A 21,814-nucleotide genomic window follows, 5' to 3' on the forward strand; every position below is an offset into this window, starting at 1 on the left:
AATTATAGTTTAAGGAGCGTTTTTTTATGAATAAAGAACAAATTGAAGGTAAGTTTGATCAATTAAAGGGTCAAATCAAAAAAATGTGGGGCAATCTCACTGATGATGAAATTTCACTTTATAACGGTGAAAAAGATAAATTTTACGGTAAACTTAAAGAAAAATACGGCATAGCTAAAGAAGAAGCAGAAAGCCGTCTTAAAGAATTAGAAGATAACGATTATCAAAATTAATATAACAGATGAGTCTTGAACTTTTAATTTTTATATAAAAATTATTCTTTTAAAAAAAGTCCTGATCGATTCATTATATTAAAATCCTATATCTTAATTATCTTCACAAAAACTTTATCCATTTAAATTTTAAGGAGTTCTATTATGAATAACAACCAACAAAATAACCCAAACAAAAATCCAAGTAACCCAAGCAATAACCCAAATCAGCGTCCACAAAATCCACAAAATCCACAACAAAATCCTAACCAAAACACTCCAAGAAACGAACCTAACAATAAATACGGCGCTTAATTAAGGGTATAAAGAAATAAAGCCGGATTTTTTATCCGGCTTTCTCTTGTCTAGATAAATTTGTTAATTGAAAGGAAAATGGGGATGAAAATTCATTATTATATATCTACTATTTTAAGTGGTATGATATTAGTATCAACACCATCATTTGGACAAACTCCGCAAACCAATCCTAATAATGATAATAATAATATTGTAACAGATACTGTTAAAAAAACAAACCCTGCCGCAGTCAAAGATCAAACAAGCATTGATAAAAATGTTGAAAGTTTTCTTGATCATATAAATTCTGCTAGAGTTGCTTTAGCGATGCAAAATAGCAATCTTGCCAAGCAACATGTTACTGAAGCAAGAACGACTTTAACCAAAGTTAAAAATTTAACTGCGGAACAACGAAGGGTATCCCAAGTTAGATTTGGTAGTGTTACGTATAATTATGGTACAGAAAAAAGACCATATTATTTTCCAGTGAAAACTGGCCCGGTTAAATTTAAAGAATTAGATACCGGGTCAAAAAATAGTTTGGCTGTAAGCGATGCGGAAATGGTTTATTTAACTGTTGATCTTACAGATAACCAAGCAGATAAATATTTAGATCAAGCAGAAACTGCTCTTAAAAATAATGATTTAAAAGCAGCAGATGAAAATTTGGATGATTTAACTGATGATATTATTGATGTTGATAGCAAAGTGTCCCTACCTTTAGATAAGGCACGTGATAATATCGCTCTTGCCCGCCATTTTATTCAAACAGCCAATTATGATGGAGCAAGATATGCTTTAAGTCATGCAGATGACGCCTTAGATGAACTTGAGGATAGTAATCAATATCAAGCACGTAAGGCAACTGTAACAACAATGCGTAAAAACGTTCAATCCATGGAAAATTTAGTAAGCAAAAAAGATCCAACCATGCTTGAAAAAGCAGATGCTGAATTAAACCAATGGTGGGAAGAACTTAAAAGCTGGGCTCAATAAAAAAATATACTATCTAAATTATAAAAAAGACTTAAGATTATTTTATCTTGGGTCTTTTTTATAAAATATATATTATAAATTTGATTTTTTCTTAAGCATCTTGGCACCCATAGCAATACGATCCATTAACGCAAGAAGCATACCGGATATAACAAAAACTATGTGAATAATAACCATCCATTTAACTTTATGCTCTGATACTTTTTCAATATCCATAAATATTTTAAGTAAATGTATACCTGAAATTGCAACAATTGACGCAACCAATTTTAACTTTAATGTGGTAAAATCTACGCTTCCTTTCCATTCAAATTCATCCTCGCTCTTTGCAATATTCATTTTTGAAACAAAATTCTCATACCCAGAAAAAATAACAATAATTACAAGATTACCAGCAAGTGATAAGTCGATTAATGACAAAACACCAAGCACCGCATCACTTTGGTCAATGTTAGGAATAGCAAGAATAAAGTGCCACAATTCTTGCACAAAACTACATAGTAAAACAATTAGGGCACCGGCTAACCCTATGTAAAAAGGGGCCATTAACCAACGGCTTGCAAAAAGACCACGTTCAATAATATTTTCAATTCTTAACATTATGATATCCCCATTTTAAAGACTTCTTTAAAATCAGGATTATTTCTTTTATTTAGTATGTCAAGGTCTTTGTTTAAGCAATTAACCAAATCAATTTATTTTAATCTGATTATTTAAGAATACCAAGATACTTATAAATAAAAATTTATTTATGTATGAGATATAGTTTTAGCCTGAGATAATATTTGAGGTGGCATAAGAGGTTTGTTTTTTTCTGTTTGCTGAAGATATTTGACCAACTGTTCCCGCATAAAACAACGCAATTTCCATAAAGCTGAAGAATTTGCTGCACTGACTGTAACCTGTAATTCAAGAATGTTTTCTTTACTTCCTGTTACTAATAATTCGCATCTCTTTCCATCCCAAAATGATGATTCTTTTATAATACGTTTAGTTTCATCCCGCAATCTATCGATATCAATCTTATAATTTGTATAGAGCATAATTGTTCCATACATATCTGGCTCCCGATATGTCCAATTTTCAAATGGATTTTCCATAAAATAACTTAAAGGTACAACTAATCTTCGTAGGTCCCATAATTTAACAACAACATAATTGGTACTAATTTCATCTACTGTACCAAATTCATTTTGAACTACGACCTCATCACCTAAAAGTATTGGTTGGGTTAGAGCTAATTGCATACCAGCAATAATGTTTGATAAAGTTGATTTTGACGCAAAACCTAAAATAATTCCAGCAACACCTGCTGATGCAAACAAGCTCATCCCTAATTCTCTAAGGCCTGGAATAACCACAGCTATTCCAAGTAATGTAATAATAATGATTATTACAAGAATAATTCGTCTAAGTACCCTGACTTGCGTTTTAAGTCTGCGAGCACGTAATATATCGCGGATATTTTTTTCTTGAGTTTGAAGTAAAGTATAACGCTGTTCTAACCAATCGGCAAAAGCATAAGCCAGTTGATTGATAAGCCATCCACAAGATATAACAGCTAAGATTTTTAAACCTAGATTTAATCTAATGGCCCAAACACCTACGATATGTGTTAAAGGCAATACTGCTAAAAGTGATATAATAACAAGTAAACTATATAAAGGTCTTGAAAGATTTTTAATAATTTTTTCATTAAGTTCAAAATGAAATAAACGCTGGGAACGTTTTAAAATTTTAAGAATTAATAATTGAACAACTTTACTTAAACCAAAAGCTATTAAGACCAAAAGCAAATCTTGGCCTACGATAAAGAGAAAATCTAAATTAAAATAATTTCTCATAAAAATAGTTGACCATTTTTAATCATAAATATTCTATATGATTTCGTTATGCCAAATAATTTAATATTATTTATCCATACATCATTTTCCATTGTTGTTTTAATTTTTTATATTTAGGATGTGCTTCGGCTCTCTGCCATTTTTGAAAAAATATCTCTGCACTTTTCGCTTTTTCCTCGTCACCTGTTCCCCTTTCTAATAAATGATAATCTCCTTTAGCATACTTACGCCCCCCCTTATAATTCGCATAACGTCTTGCCCTTGTAAAACCCATCTGCAAATATTTTCTTGCCATATCTGCTCCAACAAATTCATTTCGGGTTAAATATTTTAAAAACATTTTATATATTATTTGGCTACTTTTTATTGCGATTTCTGGATTTTTAAATCGCCAATAAGGTAGAATCTCCTTTTTATATGGATTACACATAAGCACACCTTGCTCCCCTTTACCAACATAATAAGCTTCTGGATGTTGGCGATAATCTATATTACTTTTCCATCTATATTTTTTATGATTAAAATTCAAATAAGAAGGTCTGGTCATACTAAATAATATAATTTTATTTATAGTTTTTCTATTAATCGGTTAGTATAATTAATAAAAATCAAATAATTTTGTTATAATAACAAAAATCAGGGAGAATAATATGGTATCAGAAAAAACTTTATCCTTATCAACAACTTGCTGTATTGCAGGGGGTGGTCCCGCCGGCATGATGATAGGATTATTACTTGCCAAAGCTGGAATTGACATTATTGTTTTAGAAAAACATAATGATTTTTTACGCGATTTTCGTGGTGATACGGTACACCCTTCTACAATGGAAATTATTCATGAACTTGGATTATTAAACGATTTTCTAACATTACCCCACCAAAAAATATTTACTTTAAATGGCAGGGTGGGTGACCATAATATAGCTATTGCAGATTTTACCAATCTTTCTGTGCATGCCCCTTTTATTGCAATGATGCCCCAATGGGATTTTTTAAATTTCCTAAAAAAACATGCGGAAAATTATCCCAATTTTCGTTTAATGATGAATGCTAAGATTACTGGGCTTATTAAAAATGATACCCATATTATGGGTGTAGAAGGTATGATAAATAATCAACCTTTTGAAATTAACAGTGACCTTGTCATAGGTGCAGATGGCCGCCATTCTATAGTACATGATCAAGCACAATTGCCTTTGAAAAATTATGGGGTACCGATTGATGTTTTATGGTTTCGCCTTTCAAGAAAAAAAGACGATCCAATCCAAACCGCGGGTCGTTTCATACCTGGCAAAATTATGGTTATGATTAATCGTGAGGATTATTGGCAATGTGGATATGTTATTCCCAAAGACGAAGCTATAAAAATTCAAAAGATGGGGTTAGAAAATTTTCATCAATGCCTTATTGATATTGTACCTTTACTTACCGACCGTGTTCACGAATTAAAAGATTGGGATCAAATTAAACTTTTGACTGTTAAAATTGATCGTTTGTTGCGTTGGTATTGCCCTGGTCTTCTTTGCATTGGAGATGCAGCCCATGCAATGTCGCCGGTTGGTGGGGTTGGAATCAATCTTGCTATCCAAGATGCTGTGGCTGCAGCTAATATTTTAATTAAGCCCTTACAACAAAAAAATTTGACCTTACAGCATCTTAAAGCGATACAGAAAAGACGTTATTGGCCTGTTGTTTTCATTCAATTATTACAACTTTTTCTGCAAAAAAGAATAATTTTCACGGTTTTAAATAACGCACGTCCTTTTGCTATACCATTACCCTTACGTTTGTTAAATAGATGGCCTTTTCTTCGCCGCTTAAGCGGATATATCGTAGGAATGGGTATCAGACCAGAACATATTAAAAAATAAATATTTCATAAAACATTATGAAATATTTTTTAATTCATTTTTGATATCTTGAATGATTTTAGGATCTTCAGGATCCGTATCAGGTGCATATCGTACTTTTACATGGCCCTTGTGATCAATAAGAAATTTTTCAAAATTCCATTGTATATATTCAGATTTTTTTTGCGGAGAATTTTGTACCAACCATGTATAAAGTGGATGACAATCCGAACCCTTTACATGAATTTTTGCGAATACAGGAAAAGTTACGCCATAATTTAAGCGACAAAATTCCTGTATTTCTTTATTGGTTCCAGGTTCTTGGCCAGCAAAATCATTCGAAGGAAACCCAAGGATAATAAATCCTTGACCCCGATATTGTTCGTACAATTTTTGTAATTTATCATATTGGGGCGTTAATCCACATTTTGATGCAACATTCACAATCATGACAATTTTATTCCTATATGATTTAAGAGAAACCAAATTTTCCTCTGCATCATATACATTGATATCGTATAAACTATTCATATCTTTTTCTATTATTTTAAAGATGCCATATCAATAACAAAGCGGTAACGTACATCACTTTTAAGAATTCTTTCATAAGCTTGATTAACCTGTTGAATGGGAATCAATTCGATATCTGATACGATATTATGTTTACCACAAAAATCTAACATTTCTTGGGTTTCCTTAATGCCCCCGATCATCGACCCCGCCAAGGTTTTGCGCCCTGCTACAAGAGAAAATGCCATAATAGGTACCGGCGCATCAGGTGCCCCTACCACAACCATATGCCCATCAATTTTAACTAAAGACAGATACTGGTTCCAATCCAATACGGCAGAAACCGTATTAATGATAAGATCAAAATAACCTTGAAGTTTTTTAAATGTTTCTGGATTTTGGGTGCTATAGAAATAATCAGCCCCTAGTTTTTTGGCATCATTTTCTTTTTTGGTAGAATGGCTTAACACGGTAACTTCTGCCTCTAATGCGTGGGCAAGTTTAACCCCCATATGGCCAAGACCACCCAATCCAATAATGGCAATTTTTTTCCCTTTACTTGCCTTCCAATGCATCAAGGGTGAATAAAGTGTAATACCTGCACACAATAAAGGTGCAGCAGCGTCCAAGGAAAGATTTTGTGGGATACGTAGAACATAGTTTTCGTCAACTACAATGTGATCAGAATATCCACCCTGGGTTTTTGTTTTACCATCACGTTCCACAGAATTATATGTGGCTGACATTCCATTCAAACAATATTGTTCCAAATGATTTTGACACGATGAACAAACGCGGCATGAATCAACAAAACATCCAACCCCCACTTTGTCGCCCACTTTATATTTTGTAACTTTTGTCCCTATTTTAACAACAGTTCCTACAATTTCATGACCAGGCACCATAGGATAGGTTGAATTTTTCCATTCATTACGCACTTGATGAATATCTGTATGACATATTCCACAATAATCAATTTTAATAACAACATCCGAAGGATTTGGATCTCTTCGTTCAAATGAAAAAGGTTGTAAAGGTGATCCGGCATCCAAGGCCGCATAGGCTTTTGTCTTTATCATAAAAAAAATCTTTCAGAAAATAATTGAAATAAAAATTTATTGAATGGTTTTATTATTATAACCAAGATTACCTTTTGTATCAATTTTATTTTTCATTGCTTGACTTATAAGATGAAAATCACTTTCAGGTATTTCGATTAATCCATAGCGGAAAATATACCCCCATGATTTTTTATTCTTAATAAAGGATAATAAAGGAATAAATGGTTTAATTGGTATTTCATTAATCTTTTCATAATGCACTTTACGGCGAAAGGGCTTAAAATTTTCAGACTCGATAACTTGATATACAATATCATCAACCATTTGGCCAAGCGCTGTAAAATACTGCAAAGGTTCATTTGATTCCATAGATATTTTTGGCGAATAATAACAAAGCCAATCCCCTTTTTTCATACGTAATAAACTTGATTTTTTGCCGTGACAAACTTGGGCGATCCCCATATCTATACCTCGCATAACATGATTTTTGGATACTACCCCTATAAAATGACGTGCCATTTCATTTCCCCTCAATAATATTTTGTAAACTTTTATTAAAAAAAGATATATCTTTGCCAATTTTTGAAAAAAACTTTTTATCAAAATTTTCTACTTCTTTAACAGTTGAATTTAAAAGTGATATTCCTTTTTCTGTTAGTTCTACAAGTTTTGCCCGCGTATCTATAGATGAATGCGTCCGTACTATCAGTTTTTTTTGAACCAGAATTTTTAAAATATTAGATACAACCATAGGATCCATTTTAGCATGTAAGGCAATATCAATTTGTGTTACGGTTTGATTATGTAGGTGTAACCAGTAGGTTGATGCCATCACCACAAACTGACCATGGGTTAAATCAAATGGTTTCAATAAAGCATTAAGATTTCTTTGCCAAATTGTCATCACTTGCCATAATAAAAAGCCAGTACTATCTTCTGCTTTTTTATAAGAAAAAATTGGGGGTTTACGGGCCATAGTATTTCCTTAAAGGGTGCGTGCCACAAGAATTTGATTAGCAATTTCTTGGGGCCATGCTTTTACAATATTTTCAGCAACAAGTTTTATCCATAAAAATCCCAAAATTCTCTCAACAGAAAGGGTATTGGTTATTTTTAAACCCTGGGATGTCTCTTCAAATTTATGCTCATCATACATCTTCGCCAAAGGGAAGTGGGTCACATCGGTAAATTTTTTATTTTGAACAACCTCAATCAACGTTACTTTTACCTTAAATCCACCTTTTGGTTTTAAGGTAAAGGAATTACCCTTTTCAAAATTGCCTGTCATGTTTGTATAGTCGATGTTCTTATCCCATGTGGGCCAATCATTAACATTGGAAAATAATTTCCACATCTGCTTGCTGCTTATATCCCGGCACATAGTTGAATATGTCTTCGTCCACATCATTTTCTCCTATAATTTAATATATACATTTATAATATATACATATATCAATGTCAAGGCTTATTATTTTTACCTTATTTAATAAAATAGGATTTATTTTTCCTAATAAATTGTATAAATAAATCTATGCAGAATTTAGAAAACTATCTTGAAACTATTCGGACCCAATATCATTTGCCTGCTCTCGCTGCAGCATTGACTTGTAATAATCATGTTATTTCCGCCGTATGTGGGGTTAGAAAAATTGGTCATTCTGCTTCTGTTACTCTTAACGACAAATTTCGTTTTGGATCAGTTAGTAAATCCGTAACAGCTACCTTAATTCAAAAATTAGTTGATGGAGGAAAATTAAATTTTGAGGATAAGCTTTTTTCTTTTTTTCCAAATTTATCTATTAATAAAAACTATCAAGATGTAACCCTTGCCCAACTTCTTACACATACATCTGGATTACCTACAGAAGATGGCTTAAACACGCCATATGACAATAAGAGCAATCAATTTTATTATAGTAATTTAAATTATATTTTATTAGGCCAGATTGCAAGTTTTGTTACCAACAAATCCTTTGAACAATTAATACATATTTATATTAATCAGCCTTTTAATATAGAAATTATTTGTGATCCATGGGTAGATGAAATCGATGGAATACCTAATGATCCATGGGGGCACACTCATTCAGATACCCATATTATAACGCCTGTTAATATGGATAATCCTGATATTCATATCCCTGCTGGACGAATGCGGGCTAGTATTGTTGATTGGATAAAATTGCTTCAATTTTTTTTAAGCCAGAAAAATATAGTTGAAACCCCCTATCTTATTGTACCTGATGATCGAGGCCAAGAATATACAAGTGCAGGGTTTATTCGTATGGGATCAGAGCTCTTACATGATGGAGGCAATGGGTTTCATTATGCACGTCATGTTATTTTACCCCAGCAAAACTCTGCACTTGTTATAGCAACAAATGATGGAAGTTCTTATGCCCTAGAAGCTATGAATAAAATAGAACTTTATCTCGTTAATATTGTTATGCAACATACACTTGAAACCATTCTAACCCAATCTAAATAACGTTCATATTTATGAAAAATAAAAACAATAATTCTATAAAAACTTATACTCTTATATCAAAATTTCTGCGCCAATTTATAGCAACAGAATCGGCAGGTGGTATTGTTATGATTACCTTTGCCATCATCGCTTTAATGATAGCAAATAGTAATTTTAACAATTGGTACCAGAACTTCATCATTATTCCCCTAGGGTTTTCAATATATAATATTACGTTCTCTGAATCTTTGAGCCATTGGGTCCAAGATGTTTTAATGGTTTTATTCTTTCTGGTTATTGGACTAGAATTAAAACGCGAAATTAAAGAAGGATTTTTAACCAAACGCGATCAAATCATTTTACCCATGATGGCAGCCCTTGGTGGTATGATTATTCCTGCTCTAATTTTTATTTTCATCAACTATAAATCCCCCATAACACTTCATGGATGGGCCATTCCATCTGCAACAGATATTGCTTTTGCGCTTGCTATCTTTTCAATGGTTGCTAAAAAAATTCCCCCATCGATCAAAATATTTTTACTATCGATTGCTATTTTTGATGATTTAGGGGCAATTACTCTTATCGCTTTATTCTATAATAATGATATTACTTTATTCCCCATAATCCTTATTGCTTTTAGCCTTATTGTTTTATTACTTCTAAATAAATTTTCTGTTACCAATTTATTTCCTTATATCCTTATGGGTATTATTTTATGGTTTTGTTTTTATTATTCCGGTATTCATACCACCTTATCGGGCGTTCTTCTTGGGCTTCTTATCCCTATGCGTAATCCAAAATCAAATTATTCCCCAGTTAATAAATTTATAACTTTGCTTCATCCTTTTGTTAGTTTTTTTGTTTTGCCCCTTTTTGCTTTCACATCAGCAGGGGTAAATATCGTCGATCTTAACCTATCATCAATTATAGAACCATTGCCCATGGGCATTGCCCTTGGTCTTTTTATAGGAAAACAAGTTGGTGTTTTTGGGATAAGTTATTTATTAATTAAATGCAGACTGGTAGGTATACCAGAAAGGGCTACCTTTAAAGATATTTATTTTGTATCTATTTTAGCAGGGATTGGTTTTACCATGAGCTTATTTATTGGCATTCTTGCTTTTGACGCGCATACTACCCAAGATATGGTTAAAATAGGTGTTCTTGCGGGTTCAGTTCTATCCATTTTATGGGCTATTATTGTTAAAATAACAAAAAATAAAATTTTATTTTAACCAAATGAACATATCAACTTAATTAAGTTATTTTTTACCATAAATAGATCGCGGATAATTTTTCATAGATATTTTTGGTCGTTTTAATTGACGCAATGCATCATTGGCAATCCATCTGGCTTCTTTGCCTCCCAAATCTTTAATATGATGGGCAAGATCTATCGCTTCCTGATATAAATCGGAATTACGCTTGGCTATTTGGCGCAACGCCCAATTAATTCCCTTCATCACATATTTTCGTTCATCCTGGGCATGCTGGACGATAAGGGAAAAAAATTTTCGAACATCATCATTCGATGCATCTTTATTGGTAAAAGCATAAGATACCATGCACACGAACCCGGCCCGTTTTTGATATTCACCTTTATTACTTGGCCATGTCAAAGCCTTAGTATAGGCATGGGGACTAACCCCAAAAAATCCCATACAAAAAGTATCACAAATTTCCCAGTTTTCAAAGGTTTGGACCCATTTATCCATAAGCTTGCTGGTTAGATTGTTGGGGTTAAAAATATGGGGGACAAGCAAACGCGCTTCATAAATACCGGTATCAAAAAGTTTTATAGCCAAGTTATCATTGGACCCAATTTCTTTTGCCAAAACTTGAATATCTTTTAAAAAAATCCCATATGAATTTTCAGCATAAATAGCAAACCGTTCTTTAGTCTTTTTAACCTTAGGATCACCAAGCTTTTTTATTTTTTGTATAATCTTGTCGACTTGCATAGCAATGATTATTTTATAATTTATTTTTTAAAAATATTTCTAATACTATCAAATTAACCAAATCTAAAATAATTTAAATAGATTTTACTACTTATAATAATAAAAATGACACTTATTTATAAAATTAAATACGTATCTTATTTATTAAATAAGATATAAAAGATGCACATGCACCTATCATAAACAAAGCATCATATTCATCACTTGTATCATCAACTCCTTTAGCGTGACGTATACCTTTCTCATCACTTGTATAAGCATATAATTTAATAAATCCTTCTTTTAAAGCCGGATGAATTTTTTTATTTTTTTCCAATTCTTTCAAAGCATCACTAAGCATAGCTTTGTCATTTTTAGAAATAATACGGGCAGCAGCCTCAACAGCACTAATGCTTTCACGTATACTTTTATTATAATATCCTTGGGTTAAATATTGACCAGCATCACGCAAATGTTCTCGAATACCTACAAATTCTTTTGCTTTTAAATCTACAAAAGCATTTTTTAACACTTTACATTCTTCCTCTGAAACAATTGGAATAATCGTATCATTATCGAATACACGATATGCAGCTTTACAATCTAATAAAACTTTATCTATAAATAAACTAAAATCTTTTGGGCAGTCAGAATGACGTAAAATAAATTGAATAAAGTCAAAAATTTCACTATAATCACCTTGGAAAATTATAAATTTAATATGGGCGGTATTTTTATCTGCATTATCACTAAATTGATCTACTATTCCACCACGATCTACATACCTTGCGCGCAATATTTTATACCACTGGCTACTTTTTAATATATAAAACCCCATATTAGTGAGATATTTAAAATCTTTTTCAAGAGATGAATAAATAACATCATACAAACGAGCTTTTAATTGAAATGTAATTTCTTTAAGTTGTAATTGGGTAGGCAGTGGCTCACGACCTTCGGCTTGAGCAAAAGTTAATTTTTTACGTATACTATATAAGTCATCCATAATAGCATTTTTTTTAAATTAAATTTCTCAGCTACTATTTATTAGTAACAACTAATAATACTTATAATTCAAAATATTGTAAATTTAATTTTATTAATAAATTATATTCTCTTACCCATTAATCCATCGACCAGATAGTCTTCCAGGCGATCCAACATTTCGCCCCAACCAGCTTCGGTCATATCACGTTCTTTACCCAAAATCATATTCGCATGTTCCAAAGCAAATTTTGTTTTGCCTTGATCAGATACAAAGGTTAACGTCACCAACGTTTCCAATGGCCAATCTGAACTTAACCCATAATGTTTTGCGGATACTAAATTTCCTTCTTCATCGGTAAATCCATCTAAATAGACAATTTTCTCTGGGACAATAATTTCTTTGTAAAGGCCACGTCCCCAAAAATCTTTACCATCTGCTGATCGCATGCAATACCGAAAAATACCCCCAACCCGAAAATCAACTGTAAAAAATGGGGTGGTAAAATTTTTAGGTCCCCACCAATGTTTTAAACAATCTGGATTTGTCCAAGCTTTAAAAACCAAATCTGGGGACGCATCAAAAATGCGCGTAATTACAATGTTTGATTGGGTGTTAGATTTTATCATAAAACTCTCTATTACCTAGTATGTTTATTAAATTCTTATAACAAAATAGACATAAAAATTCTGTTCGATTATCCAAATACACTTTATAAACATCTTGCCAAAAATTTTTAGAACAATAATTTTATTTTTGAAACATATTACCCAACCTTTACATTTATTATAGAAATAACTAAATTTTATCTATATAAGTTTCAAGCTGTTCAAAGGTACCACTCCAACCTTGCTGCATAGATGATCTGCCTTCTTCAAATGTTTGAATTTCTTTATCCGTAGCTTCATAAGGTAACCATTTAACAGTAACGGTTGTTTTACCTTGGTTTTCTTCAAATGTTATTGTTGAAAGCATTTTTAATGGCCAATCCATACTCATAGGATGGCGCGTTATTGACCCTTTTTCGTCTGAAAAAGAACTGATAAAAATAATACGTTCATTGGGCACAATGTCACGAAACACAAACTTGCCCCACATATCCGAGCCATCGGGCGCAAGTAAACAATAATGAAAATTGCCCCCTACCTTAAAATCCATATCGGCCACACGTACCTTAAATCCTTTTGGCCCCCACCAATGTTTTAAATGCTGGGGATCTGTCCATATTTTAAACATAGTGGCGCGTGGCACATCAAATGTATGGGATATCATAAATTCTTTTGTAGTCATTTTATTGTCCTTTCATTTTATATAATTAAAATTTTATTAAAATATCAAATAAACGATCAAACATTTCCACCCAACTTGGATATGCCCCTGTTCTCTTGGCCAAAGATTCTAGAACGGTTTGGGATAATGTTATTTTTGTTTTAGATTTCATATCATCAAAATGAACCGTTATGAGTGTCTCTCGTGGCCAATCTTTATCCATCCCAACATCAACGGGTGATACGGAATTGCCATTTTTATCAACAATGGTTGAGGTATAAACGATTTTTTCAGGCACAATAATTTCTTGATATACGCCCTTCATCCAACATTCTTTTCCATTTGGCGTTTTAATACAAGAATGAATTGTACCTCCCACTTTAAAATCAATTTTTAAATAGGTAAGCGTACAAGTTTTTGGTGCCCACCAATGTTTTAAATATGACGCATCTGTCCAAGCTTGAAAAACTTTATCTTTTGGGACATCAAAAATACGTGTGATACAAAGTTCTGCGCCCTTTTTTTCTTCGAGGATCATCTTGTTACCTTTTTTTATAGTGATGTTTTTTTTCTTTTGTTTTTAATTTTTTTAAATATTTTTCTAAATTATCAAATTTTTGTTCCCAAAAATCTCTATAGACATCAATCCAATCAGCTGCATCTTTTAAAGGCTCAGCCTTTAATTTACAAGGACGCCATTGGGCTTCCCGCCCCCTGATAATAAGCCCAGCATGTTCCAACACCTTTAAATGTTTTGTGATTGCAGGCGCAGATATGGCAAAGGGTTTTGCCAATTCATTTACCGACAATTCACCCAATGTTAACTTTGCCAAAATTGCCCGTCTGGTTGGATCGGCAAGAGCTGCAAAAACTATACTTAAATGATCATTCATTAATTTTATATTTAACCTTTAAGTTAATTAACTATATGGTTAAATAATAGGTAAAAAACTTTTTGTCAAGTTCTTAATTAAAACTATGTTTACTTATTTTTTTTTTCTTTTAATATACAGGACATTATTCCAATCTTTTATTGAACAAAAGCTCATGCGCAGAATAGATAAACTCATCGAAGGTTATAAAGAATTTCACACCCAGAGTTATTCGGAAGATTATTTAAAAAAACTTGCCGAAGAAGGGCAATCCCCAGAAGTTTTGGTAATTGCGTGCAGCGATTCCAGGGTTGACCCATCTATTATTACTAAGGCGCAATTGGGGGAAATTTTTGTTATTAGAAATGTCGCAAATTTGGTTCCCCCTTATTCGCCTGCTAAAGATGAATATCATGGGACAAGTGCGGCCATTGAATTTGCTGTTAAACATCTAAATATCCGTCACATTGTCGTTATGGGCCACAGCAGATGCGCTGGGATTAGAGCCCTTGTTATGCATGATGAAATTGATCATGATGAATATAGCTTTATACGTCCTTGGGTTAATATTGCCAAAGGCGCACGAGATAAGATTCAACATGATATGTCAGAAGAGCCACTTGAAAATAAAATGCATGCATGTGCTAAAGAATCATTAAAAATTTCTTTGAAAAATTTACAAACCTTTCCTTGGATTAAGGAAAGAATAAATAAAAACGAATTAGCTATTCATGGATGGTATTTTAATTTACGCTCAGGCATTTTGACCATTCTTAATAAAGAAACTGGTGAATTTGAAAAAGTGATCCCATAACATATGCATTATTAATAAAACAAACCTAAATACTTAATGTTTTTTTTATACTTCTTGTTTTACTTTATCACAAACATTTAATTCCCCTATTATCGCCCCATAAACCAAGGAGATAATTCATGGCTATTCGTGATTTATTACGCACCAATAAAACTAATATACCTGTTCATCAAAGAACGAATCCTATTTTATCACTTCAAGATGAAATGAATAGATTATTTAATAATTTTTTTGGTGGTGGGGCAGTTTCTCCATGGGAACATTTTAATAATAATCTTAATTCTTTAAACCCATCTATTGATGTAAGTGAAAAAGAAAAAGAATTTAAAATTGTAGCAGAAATTCCTGGCATCAATGTACAAGATATAGAAATTACAGCAAGTGATGGTCATTTAACAATTAAGGGTGAAAAAAAACAAGAAAATAAAGAAGAGCATGAAGATTGTTATCACCAAGAATGTTCATATGGTTCATTTCAACGAACAATTACGTTACCTGAAACAGCAAATCTTGATGATACAGAAGCCCAGTGTAAAAATGGTATTTTAACAATTACTATTCCTAAAAAACTAGGTTCTCAATCTAAAACACGTAAGATTGAAATAAAACAAAACACATAGTTCTATTGAATTCAATAAAGGCATAATTAAAAAATTAATTACATCTTTATTGAATGACTATAATTAAATTTATGATTTTATCTTCTGATATCCTTAAAACCTTAAATTTATTTTCTGATACTAGTGAAGACGAAAATTTATTAGTAATTCAAAATAGTCATGTACGTCATTTTAAGCCAGAAGAAATTGTTTATAATAGAGAAGACCTAGCTAAAAATTTTTATATTATCTTAGAAGGCATAATAGAAATTTCTCGTGAAAACATAAGTGGTCAAAAAATAATGTCAGAAATTTTAATTAAAGGTGATGTGCTTGCCTTTGATGAAATTACAAGCATAGATCCAACTTATCAATATACAGCACGAACAATTACCAATTCTTCCCTTATAGAAATAGATGCTATATGGATCCAAAATCATTTATCTGATTTTAATAATTTAACACCGAAATTATTTGGGAGCATCTTAAAAAAATTGCAGCAAATCCGGTTGGAAATTGAACAATCTTCATCAATGGAGACATCACAAATTGTTGCATGTCATTTAAAAAAACTGTGTATAGATCACAAACTTAACCCTTTTGGGTTTATGCTACCTTATAGCAAAACATTAATGGCATCTCGTTTGCATATAACTTTAGAAGCATTTTCGCGTAGTTTGCGAAAGTTGAAAAGTTATGGGATTCAAGTGACTGGACGCCATGTCTCTTTTATCAATATAAATAAAAGTCGTCGATTTGTTTGTGATCAATGCCCCATTTCGAAAAATTGTACAGCTTATAAACATTTACATAGCTTTCATTAAATTATTTCGTATTGGTCATTTTGCTCATTTGGTTACCAAGAAACGTTTTTAAATGTTCGAAAAGAGTTTTATGATCTAATTTGGTAAATCCTTTGGGTAGTTCTGCGATAATATTTTTTTGAACCAAATCACTAAATCCTTTACGTAACTCTCCCAACATTTCTGGCGGGGCAATAATGATCAGTTGATCAAATTTTTGTTGTAGAATTTCCTGATTTAAATGGGTTGTAAGAGTAACCGCAAAATTCTGTTTAACTTCTTTGCGTACGTCAATACGGGGTTCACCCATATGTCGCGCAGACCCAACACTTTCATGAACCATTCCCGTGGCATTTCGGCCAATATCATACATTGCTGGTGAATCTGCATGCCATTTCATATTTTCGATAGGTATAATATTTTGTTCTAAAAGTTCTTCGGAATTCTTAACCCCACCTTTATGGGGAATATGTCGTTCTTGAACTGTAAGGGTATAAATTTGGGCTTGTTTACCATCAGCAACTAAAACCCATATTGTTGGGCTTTGATGAATAGCAACTATATCTTTTTGGTCTTTGTTCATTATGGATACTCCTTATGGGTACACCTTTTATTATTATATAGAATATTTTTATTTTTGTATTTGATTGGGATCAAAAAAATTATTTTTAAATTATTTTATTTTTGATCCAATATTTAAAAAATAATGCGTAGGAATATACACAAAAAAAATTAAACTTAACATCAACGCTCTTATATATAAAAGTAAATAAAATATTTTGTAAAAAGATGGGTCTAAAAATCCAATTTATATTTTCTTCCGGATTGGCAAAATAGGTTAGGTTAAAAAATGACTACAATTCCTAAAACTATTTGAAAACATAAAGCTCTTGGATTATATCCCAAACGCTTAATCATAAAATAATAACAACTGGTATTGGAAAATGAAAAAGGAATAATAAACGTAAATATAAAGAGATGGTTTTATCAAACATATAATCCGCACTATCAAATAATGCTCCACCTGAAAAAAAACCATCCATCCAAATAATTTCCAACGGCAAAACACCAACAACCATTATACTTGCCGACACTCCATTTCTAACTATAAGGCTGGACCATTACAATTAAAGCGATATCTGAAAACCAAAGAAAATTAATAGGACCATAATCACGCCAATATGAAGGAATAATAATACCTACCATTATCGTATAACTAATTTTAATCCATAAAGAAATTTTATGTGTAATCTTGATTTTATTTTTGATTATGAATCAGAATGAATCAGATAAAAAAAATTTATATTAATCAATTTAAGAAATTATTTTTTTGTAAAAATTCAATCAGAAATAAATTTTATTTAATACACATCACATTTTATAATGATTTTTATTATTTTTAAGATCACAATACATTTTATAAATTATAAAATTATTATATTAAAGGTGGATGGATGAAATATTTTATTGGGATAGTTTTATTTACTTTGTTATTTATTTCACAAATCTATGCCCAAGAATTTTCTTCAAGTTCCGGTTTGATTAAGGTTATCACCATAGCCAAAGGATTAGAACATCCCTGGGGTTTTGTTTTTCTCCCTGATGACCGTATATTGGTCACAGAACGACCTGGAAGATTAAGAATTATTTCAAAAAATGGTGATCTGTCTGATCCCATCCAAAATCTTCCGAAAGTCTATAATGAGGGGCAAGGTGGTTTATTAGATATCGCTCTGGATCCTAATTTTACCCAAAATCATTTTATTTACTTTTCTTATGCAGAAGAAATTGATGGGAAAGCCGGTACAGCCGTGGCTCAAGCCACATTAAATGATAGGGTTTTAGAAAATGTTAAGGTAATTTTTCGCCAATACCCTAAAGTAATTGGTGATAATCATTGGGGATCACGTCTTGTTTTTGCCAAAGATGGGACATTATTTATAACACTGGGTGAACGTTTTGATTACCGCGATAAAGCCCAAGATTTATCAACTGATCTTGGTAAAATTGTCCATATCAATAAGGATGGGACACCTGCATCAAATAATCCTTTTCTTCATCAAAAAAATGTATTACCAGAAATCTGGTCCTATGGGCATCGCAATGTTCAAGGCGCCATATTAAATCCTGACACAGGGATTTTATGGGCAGCAGAACATGGGCCCAGAGGTGGAGATGAAATTAATATCATTGAAGCTGGTAAAAATTATGGCTGGCCCCAAGCAAGTTATGGGTCCCATTATACGGGCGTTCCCATTCCAGATGAGCATGCATCTCATGGATTTATTGAACCAATTTATCATTGGACCCCCTCGATATCACCTTCCGGCATGATGTTTTATACTGGTGATCGTTTTCCCCAATGGAAAAATAATTTATTTTTAGGTGCCCTTTCAGGTGAATGTTTAATCAGACTTGAAATAAAAGAAAATAAAATAGTTAAAGAGGAACGATTACTTCAAGATTTAGAAGAACGCATTCGTGATATCCAACAAGGCCCAGATGGGTTAATTTATTTGATTACAGATAATGATGATGGACGTATTTTACGCCTGGAACCAAGTAACTAAGATCGCTTTTATGATAAATGGTTTATAATAAATCCCATAAAGGCTTTTGAGCTAAAAATTCCTGAATATTAAAGGCGACAATGTCTTCTAAAAACCCATTTTTTTGAAAGATTTTTCTTTGACGATCTGAACTTATATTACGTTCAAGCAATAGTTGAATATTCGATAGATACGTTTCATATCCCATTTTTTGACTATAGGGTTTTAATTTATCCAACCATTCATTGATATCTTCACGTAAGGGTTTTGTTTTACCATCCGTATTCATAACCAATTCAGCATCCAAACCATAACGCATCACACGCCATTTATTTTCACGTGACAACCAGCGTGGTGGATAATTTACCGATTCCAACCAACTCCCATTATCGGCGAACCAATGGGTCAATGTATGAATAAAAGCTGTAATAGCAACCGTTTCATAAAGGGTTGCACACCCATCACAAACCCTGATTTCCAAAGTTCCATAAGATGGACTTGGTCGCAAATCCCACCAAAGATCCTTTAAAACTTTAATCGATCCACATTTTTTAAGTGAATTATAAAGACGTTCAAAATCCTGCCAGTTATGGACATGATAAGGTTGCCCTGCCGTTGGCAATGCTTCATACGTTGTGGGTCGATAAGAAGAAAGACCTGTATCCACACCTTGCCAAAAAGGAGAACTTGATGATAGGGCCAATAAATGGGGTAAAAAATACATCAAAAAATTATTATATCTTATGCAATCATCACCATTTGCCATACCTAAATGGACATGTAATCCATAAACTGTCATACGACGGGTGAGCCATTGATTACGATCTATAAGATCAAGATAACGTTCCGATGGGGAAATAATGCAATCCGAATATTTAGCAAAAGGATGGGATCCTGTCGTTGAAAAAGTAATCCCAAGATTATCGGCAATGGGGTTGAGAGCCGTAAGTGTTGTTCGTAAATCTTGGTCAATTTCTTGAACCGTTGTACATTTATCGGTATTGATTTCAATTGTACTTAAATAAAATTCGGGCTTAATCTTTTTTAAATGTTGGGTAGCTTTTAATAATTCTTCTGCACGGGATGCAAGGTTAAAGGTTACTTTATCAATAAGCTGTAATTCGATTTCAACTCCCAAAGTTAACACGCCATTTGTTTGAAATTTTATTTCATCATTTTTATTTTTTAAATTTGGTATACGTGATGTAGCATTTTTCCACAAACGTGAAACAAAAGAGGGTTTTTCAAATATTGTTTCTTGTACCATAATTTCTCTCTGTATTTTTATCTATAAATTCTTCATATTTTTTAGTTGATAGATTATTAAATTTATCAAACTAAAAATCATATGTTTATTTACTTAATAATATTAATTATTTGTATATATTTACATTAAATATATATATGGAATTATGTAAAAACTTGTCTAATGCATTATCTATCAAGAATTGATGATGAATAAACAAAAATAAATAATTTTCTTTATAAAAAAGAAAAATTGATTTGCCTTATTAACATATAAATAGCTACCAGAAGAAGAATAAAAGCAAACACTTTGTGAAGTATATTTTTATTAAGTGCAAGATGCCGGGCTAACCGCCTTCCCCCATAACCACCTACAAAACTACCCAAAATAAATATAAAAGCTACATCCCAAATTATCAGGTCAGAATAAGCATAATTTATAGCTGTTGTTAAGCCAAATGATGTGACTGAAACCAAGGACGACCCAATCGCAGAAATAATAGGCATACCTGTTACGAAAATAAGACTAGGGACAATCAAAAATCCACCCCCAATACCAAAAAAGCCAGAGACCCCCCCAACAATAAAAGCAAGACCCATAAGTAAAGGATAACAAATTGCTTTTTCTTTATTTTCAATAGGCTGAGATTTATAAAACATATAAAATGAAACACCTATCATAAATAAAGCAAAATAAAATAAAAGATAATCCCCTGGAATTTTTTTTCCAATAGTTGATCCAAAAAACGTACCAACTATTCCAAATAAAGCAAAGATAAGGGCAGGCCGCCAATAAATATGATTATGTTTAATATATCCAATTAAATTGTTAGCAGCACCTGCGGCAACTACAAGGGCACTGGTTCCAATAGCGAAATGAGGATTTTTAATTCCAACAAAATAAAGTAATAAAGGGGTTGCTAAAATAGATCCCCCACCCCCAACTAAGCCTAGAGAAAACCCAACCAAGCTTCCTGAAAAAAACGTTGTTACATATGTAACAAAATCCATTAGGAATACTTTACTTTAACTGGTGTTGATCTAGTTCTGGAATATTTGTGTGAATGAAAGGTTTAGCCAAATATTCTTTTCCACGTAACATATAATCCCAATAAACTTTAGGAAGAATTTTTGTTTTAAGCATCCAAGCAAGCCTGCGTGGTTTTGTCCCATCAAGCGGAAAAGTTGGCAATAATTTTCCATTATACCCAAATTCAGCCAAAATGATTTTACCATATTCAACCGTAAGAGGACAGGCCCCGTACCCATCATATAAAGCATGGAGAGGTTTATTATTCATGGCACATATAATATTTTCTGCAACTATGGGGGCTTGTTTACGTACAGCTGCTGCCGTTTTTGCATTGGGGGTGGATGCAATATCCCCCAAACTAAATATATTATCATATTTGTTATGACAAAGTGTTTCGTGATTAACGTCAACCCATCCAGCCGCATTGGCAAGCGAACTATTTTTGATGAAATCTGGGGCACATTG

The 21,814-nt window shown here is 32.4% G+C and carries 29 protein-coding genes; 10 read left to right on the plus strand and 19 right to left on the minus strand.

Features of this window, described 5'->3' with window-relative positions:
- Nucleotides 1-26: 26 nt before the first annotated feature.
- The 3 genes from K1X44_03325 to K1X44_03335 all read left to right on the plus strand — a co-directional run bounded on the left by K1X44_03325 (nt 27) and on the right by K1X44_03335 (nt 1,505).
- Complete coding sequence (locus tag K1X44_03325) at nt 27-233, plus strand: CsbD family protein (protein MBX7146322.1); 207 nt, start codon at nt 27-29, stop codon at nt 231-233.
- Nucleotides 234-377: 144 nt separating this feature from the next.
- Nucleotides 378-527 carry a hypothetical protein gene (locus K1X44_03330; GenBank protein MBX7146323.1) on the plus strand — a complete coding sequence of 50 codons (150 nt, stop codon included), beginning with the start codon at nt 378-380 and terminating at the stop codon, nt 525-527.
- Between the two features lie 84 nt (nt 528-611).
- The gene (locus K1X44_03335; protein MBX7146324.1) at nt 612-1,505 is read left to right on the plus strand and encodes a YfdX family protein; all 894 of its coding nucleotides are present in this window, start codon (nt 612-614) and stop codon (nt 1,503-1,505) included.
- 72 nt (nt 1,506-1,577) lie between these two features.
- Here the strand turns inward: K1X44_03335 and K1X44_03340 are convergent, their stop codons facing one another.
- The 3 genes from K1X44_03340 to K1X44_03350 all read right to left on the minus strand — a co-directional run bounded on the left by K1X44_03340 (nt 1,578) and on the right by K1X44_03350 (nt 3,896).
- Nucleotides 1,578-2,096: a TIGR00645 family protein gene (locus K1X44_03340; protein ID MBX7146325.1), complete on the minus strand. Its 519-nt coding sequence runs from the start codon at nt 2,094-2,096 to the stop codon at nt 1,578-1,580.
- Nucleotides 2,097-2,254: 158 nt separating this feature from the next.
- Nucleotides 2,255-3,349 carry a mechanosensitive ion channel family protein gene (locus K1X44_03345; GenBank protein ID MBX7146326.1) on the minus strand — a complete coding sequence of 365 codons (1,095 nt, stop codon included), beginning with the start codon at nt 3,347-3,349 and terminating at the stop codon, nt 2,255-2,257.
- 70 nt (nt 3,350-3,419) lie between these two features.
- Complete coding sequence (locus K1X44_03350; protein ID MBX7146327.1) at nt 3,420-3,896, minus strand: DUF4385 domain-containing protein; 477 nt, start codon at nt 3,894-3,896, stop codon at nt 3,420-3,422.
- A gap of 103 nt (nt 3,897-3,999) precedes the next feature.
- Here K1X44_03350 and K1X44_03355 point away from each other — a divergent pair, with 103 nt between their 5' ends.
- The gene (locus K1X44_03355; GenBank protein MBX7146328.1) at nt 4,000-5,220 is read left to right on the plus strand and encodes an FAD-dependent oxidoreductase; all 1,221 of its coding nucleotides are present in this window, start codon (nt 4,000-4,002) and stop codon (nt 5,218-5,220) included.
- 15 nt (nt 5,221-5,235) lie between these two features.
- Here K1X44_03355 and K1X44_03360 read toward each other — a convergent pair whose 3' ends face one another.
- Genes K1X44_03360 through K1X44_03380 form a run of 5 tightly spaced genes read right to left on the minus strand, consistent with a single transcriptional unit; the run spans nt 5,236 to nt 8,178 of the window.
- Complete coding sequence (locus tag K1X44_03360; GenBank protein ID MBX7146329.1) at nt 5,236-5,730, minus strand: glutathione peroxidase; 495 nt, start codon at nt 5,728-5,730, stop codon at nt 5,236-5,238.
- A gap of 11 nt (nt 5,731-5,741) precedes the next feature.
- Entirely contained in the window at nt 5,742-6,788 is a 1,047-nt protein-coding gene (locus K1X44_03365; protein MBX7146330.1) for an NAD(P)-dependent alcohol dehydrogenase, read from the minus strand.
- A gap of 36 nt (nt 6,789-6,824) precedes the next feature.
- On the minus strand, nt 6,825-7,289 hold the full coding sequence (locus K1X44_03370) for an EVE domain-containing protein (GenBank protein MBX7146331.1): 465 nt from the start codon (nt 7,287-7,289) through the stop codon (nt 6,825-6,827).
- A 1-nt stretch (nt 7,290) separates the two neighbouring features.
- Nucleotides 7,291-7,746 (minus strand): MarR family winged helix-turn-helix transcriptional regulator, encoded by a 456-nt coding sequence (locus K1X44_03375; protein ID MBX7146332.1) that lies wholly within the window; start codon nt 7,744-7,746, stop codon nt 7,291-7,293.
- A 9-nt stretch (nt 7,747-7,755) separates the two neighbouring features.
- Entirely contained in the window at nt 7,756-8,178 is a 423-nt protein-coding gene (locus K1X44_03380) for a polyketide cyclase (protein MBX7146333.1), read from the minus strand.
- Between the two features lie 123 nt (nt 8,179-8,301).
- On the opposite strand from K1X44_03380, the gene K1X44_03385 reads away from it, so the two are divergent.
- The gene (locus K1X44_03385; GenBank protein MBX7146334.1) at nt 8,302-9,258 is read left to right on the plus strand and encodes a beta-lactamase family protein; all 957 of its coding nucleotides are present in this window, start codon (nt 8,302-8,304) and stop codon (nt 9,256-9,258) included.
- Nucleotides 9,259-9,269: 11 nt separating this feature from the next.
- On the plus strand, nt 9,270-10,475 hold the full coding sequence (gene nhaA / locus K1X44_03390; GenBank protein MBX7146335.1) for a Na+/H+ antiporter NhaA: 1,206 nt from the start codon (nt 9,270-9,272) through the stop codon (nt 10,473-10,475).
- Between the two features lie 27 nt (nt 10,476-10,502).
- Here the strand turns inward: nhaA and K1X44_03395 are convergent, their stop codons facing one another.
- The 6 genes from K1X44_03395 to K1X44_03420 form a co-directional block, all read right to left on the minus strand.
- Nucleotides 10,503-11,201: a DNA alkylation repair protein gene (locus K1X44_03395; GenBank protein MBX7146336.1), complete on the minus strand. Its 699-nt coding sequence runs from the start codon at nt 11,199-11,201 to the stop codon at nt 10,503-10,505.
- A gap of 124 nt (nt 11,202-11,325) precedes the next feature.
- A complete protein-coding gene (locus K1X44_03400) occupies nt 11,326-12,186 on the minus strand; it encodes a hypothetical protein (GenBank protein ID MBX7146337.1) in 861 nt (286 codons plus the stop codon).
- A 101-nt stretch (nt 12,187-12,287) separates the two neighbouring features.
- On the minus strand, nt 12,288-12,794 hold the full coding sequence (locus K1X44_03405; GenBank protein ID MBX7146338.1) for an SRPBCC domain-containing protein: 507 nt from the start codon (nt 12,792-12,794) through the stop codon (nt 12,288-12,290).
- A gap of 169 nt (nt 12,795-12,963) precedes the next feature.
- Nucleotides 12,964-13,455, minus strand: a complete 492-nt coding sequence (locus K1X44_03410) for an SRPBCC domain-containing protein (GenBank protein MBX7146339.1) — start codon at nt 13,453-13,455, stop codon at nt 12,964-12,966.
- 25 nt (nt 13,456-13,480) lie between these two features.
- Nucleotides 13,481-13,972, minus strand: coding sequence for an SRPBCC domain-containing protein (locus tag K1X44_03415; protein ID MBX7146340.1), 492 nt, complete (start codon nt 13,970-13,972; stop codon nt 13,481-13,483).
- A 4-nt stretch (nt 13,973-13,976) separates the two neighbouring features.
- Nucleotides 13,977-14,327, minus strand: a complete 351-nt coding sequence (locus tag K1X44_03420) for a metalloregulator ArsR/SmtB family transcription factor (protein ID MBX7146341.1) — start codon at nt 14,325-14,327, stop codon at nt 13,977-13,979.
- A gap of 154 nt (nt 14,328-14,481) precedes the next feature.
- Here K1X44_03420 and K1X44_03425 point away from each other — a divergent pair, with 154 nt between their 5' ends.
- The 3 genes from K1X44_03425 to K1X44_03435 all read left to right on the plus strand — a co-directional run bounded on the left by K1X44_03425 (nt 14,482) and on the right by K1X44_03435 (nt 16,543).
- Complete coding sequence (locus K1X44_03425) at nt 14,482-15,120, plus strand: carbonic anhydrase (GenBank protein MBX7146342.1); 639 nt, start codon at nt 14,482-14,484, stop codon at nt 15,118-15,120.
- Between the two features lie 119 nt (nt 15,121-15,239).
- Complete coding sequence (locus K1X44_03430; GenBank protein ID MBX7146343.1) at nt 15,240-15,740, plus strand: Hsp20/alpha crystallin family protein; 501 nt, start codon at nt 15,240-15,242, stop codon at nt 15,738-15,740.
- Between the two features lie 71 nt (nt 15,741-15,811).
- The gene (locus tag K1X44_03435) at nt 15,812-16,543 is read left to right on the plus strand and encodes a Crp/Fnr family transcriptional regulator (protein MBX7146344.1); all 732 of its coding nucleotides are present in this window, start codon (nt 15,812-15,814) and stop codon (nt 16,541-16,543) included.
- Nucleotide 16,544: 1 nt separating this feature from the next.
- On the opposite strand, the gene K1X44_03440 is transcribed toward K1X44_03435, so the two are convergent.
- Together K1X44_03440 and K1X44_03445 are read right to left on the minus strand one after the other, a co-directional pair.
- Nucleotides 16,545-17,105 carry a host attachment protein gene (locus tag K1X44_03440; GenBank protein MBX7146345.1) on the minus strand — a complete coding sequence of 187 codons (561 nt, stop codon included), beginning with the start codon at nt 17,103-17,105 and terminating at the stop codon, nt 16,545-16,547.
- 331 nt (nt 17,106-17,436) lie between these two features.
- On the minus strand, nt 17,437-17,616 hold the full coding sequence (locus K1X44_03445; protein ID MBX7146346.1) for a hypothetical protein: 180 nt from the start codon (nt 17,614-17,616) through the stop codon (nt 17,437-17,439).
- Nucleotides 17,617-17,976: 360 nt separating this feature from the next.
- On the opposite strand from K1X44_03445, the gene K1X44_03450 reads away from it, so the two are divergent.
- A complete protein-coding gene (locus K1X44_03450; protein ID MBX7146347.1) occupies nt 17,977-19,092 on the plus strand; it encodes a PQQ-dependent sugar dehydrogenase in 1,116 nt (371 codons plus the stop codon).
- 22 nt (nt 19,093-19,114) lie between these two features.
- Here the strand turns inward: K1X44_03450 and K1X44_03455 are convergent, their stop codons facing one another.
- The 3 genes from K1X44_03455 to K1X44_03465 all read right to left on the minus strand — a co-directional run.
- Complete coding sequence (locus tag K1X44_03455) at nt 19,115-20,338, minus strand: YbdK family carboxylate-amine ligase (protein ID MBX7146348.1); 1,224 nt, start codon at nt 20,336-20,338, stop codon at nt 19,115-19,117.
- A 215-nt stretch (nt 20,339-20,553) separates the two neighbouring features.
- The gene (locus tag K1X44_03460) at nt 20,554-21,327 is read right to left on the minus strand and encodes a sulfite exporter TauE/SafE family protein (protein MBX7146349.1); all 774 of its coding nucleotides are present in this window, start codon (nt 21,325-21,327) and stop codon (nt 20,554-20,556) included.
- A 10-nt stretch (nt 21,328-21,337) separates the two neighbouring features.
- The coding region (locus K1X44_03465; protein ID MBX7146350.1) for a TIGR01244 family phosphatase at nt 21,338-21,814 on the minus strand (477 nt) is incomplete at its 5' end.

It is taken from the genome of Alphaproteobacteria bacterium (assembly GCA_019695395.1).
In the GTDB taxonomy this organism is placed as follows: Bacteria; Pseudomonadota; Alphaproteobacteria; order JAEUKQ01; family JAIBAD01; genus JAIBAD01.

Excerpts from the sequence above, each read along its gene's own strand:
- K1X44_03435 (MBX7146344.1), top strand. The coding sequence starts at position 15,812 with ATGATTTTATCTTCTGATATCCTTAAAACCTTAAATTTATTTTCTGAT.
- nhaA (MBX7146335.1), top strand. The coding sequence starts at position 9,270 with ATGAAAAATAAAAACAATAATTCTATAAAAACTTATACTCTTATATCA.
- K1X44_03370 (MBX7146331.1), bottom strand. The coding sequence starts at position 7,289 with ATGGCACGTCATTTTATAGGGGTAGTATCCAAAAATCATGTTATGCGA.
- K1X44_03365 (MBX7146330.1), bottom strand. The coding sequence starts at position 6,788 with ATGATAAAGACAAAAGCCTATGCGGCCTTGGATGCCGGATCACCTTTA.
- K1X44_03420 (MBX7146341.1), bottom strand. The coding sequence starts at position 14,327 with ATGAATGATCATTTAAGTATAGTTTTTGCAGCTCTTGCCGATCCAACC.
- K1X44_03450 (MBX7146347.1), top strand. The coding sequence starts at position 17,977 with ATGAAATATTTTATTGGGATAGTTTTATTTACTTTGTTATTTATTTCA.
- K1X44_03385 (MBX7146334.1), top strand. The coding sequence starts at position 8,302 with ATGCAGAATTTAGAAAACTATCTTGAAACTATTCGGACCCAATATCAT.
- K1X44_03355 (MBX7146328.1), top strand. The coding sequence starts at position 4,000 with ATGGTATCAGAAAAAACTTTATCCTTATCAACAACTTGCTGTATTGCA.
- K1X44_03405 (MBX7146338.1), bottom strand. The coding sequence starts at position 12,794 with ATGATAAAATCTAACACCCAATCAAACATTGTAATTACGCGCATTTTT.
- K1X44_03415 (MBX7146340.1), bottom strand. The coding sequence starts at position 13,972 with ATGATCCTCGAAGAAAAAAAGGGCGCAGAACTTTGTATCACACGTATT.
- K1X44_03330 (MBX7146323.1), top strand. The coding sequence starts at position 378 with ATGAATAACAACCAACAAAATAACCCAAACAAAAATCCAAGTAACCCA.
- K1X44_03425 (MBX7146342.1), top strand. The coding sequence starts at position 14,482 with ATGCGCAGAATAGATAAACTCATCGAAGGTTATAAAGAATTTCACACC.
- K1X44_03455 (MBX7146348.1), bottom strand. The coding sequence starts at position 20,338 with ATGGTACAAGAAACAATATTTGAAAAACCCTCTTTTGTTTCACGTTTG.
- K1X44_03380 (MBX7146333.1), bottom strand. The coding sequence starts at position 8,178 with ATGATGTGGACGAAGACATATTCAACTATGTGCCGGGATATAAGCAGC.
- K1X44_03325 (MBX7146322.1), top strand. The coding sequence starts at position 27 with ATGAATAAAGAACAAATTGAAGGTAAGTTTGATCAATTAAAGGGTCAA.
- K1X44_03460 (MBX7146349.1), bottom strand. The coding sequence starts at position 21,327 with ATGGATTTTGTTACATATGTAACAACGTTTTTTTCAGGAAGCTTGGTT.
- K1X44_03360 (MBX7146329.1), bottom strand. The coding sequence starts at position 5,730 with ATGAATAGTTTATACGATATCAATGTATATGATGCAGAGGAAAATTTG.
- K1X44_03430 (MBX7146343.1), top strand. The coding sequence starts at position 15,240 with ATGGCTATTCGTGATTTATTACGCACCAATAAAACTAATATACCTGTT.
- K1X44_03345 (MBX7146326.1), bottom strand. The coding sequence starts at position 3,349 with ATGAGAAATTATTTTAATTTAGATTTTCTCTTTATCGTAGGCCAAGAT.
- K1X44_03395 (MBX7146336.1), bottom strand. The coding sequence starts at position 11,201 with ATGCAAGTCGACAAGATTATACAAAAAATAAAAAAGCTTGGTGATCCT.
- K1X44_03400 (MBX7146337.1), bottom strand. The coding sequence starts at position 12,186 with ATGGATGACTTATATAGTATACGTAAAAAATTAACTTTTGCTCAAGCC.
- K1X44_03440 (MBX7146345.1), bottom strand. The coding sequence starts at position 17,105 with ATGAACAAAGACCAAAAAGATATAGTTGCTATTCATCAAAGCCCAACA.
- K1X44_03410 (MBX7146339.1), bottom strand. The coding sequence starts at position 13,455 with ATGACTACAAAAGAATTTATGATATCCCATACATTTGATGTGCCACGC.
- K1X44_03375 (MBX7146332.1), bottom strand. The coding sequence starts at position 7,746 with ATGGCCCGTAAACCCCCAATTTTTTCTTATAAAAAAGCAGAAGATAGT.
- K1X44_03335 (MBX7146324.1), top strand. The coding sequence starts at position 612 with ATGAAAATTCATTATTATATATCTACTATTTTAAGTGGTATGATATTA.
- K1X44_03350 (MBX7146327.1), bottom strand. The coding sequence starts at position 3,896 with ATGACCAGACCTTCTTATTTGAATTTTAATCATAAAAAATATAGATGG.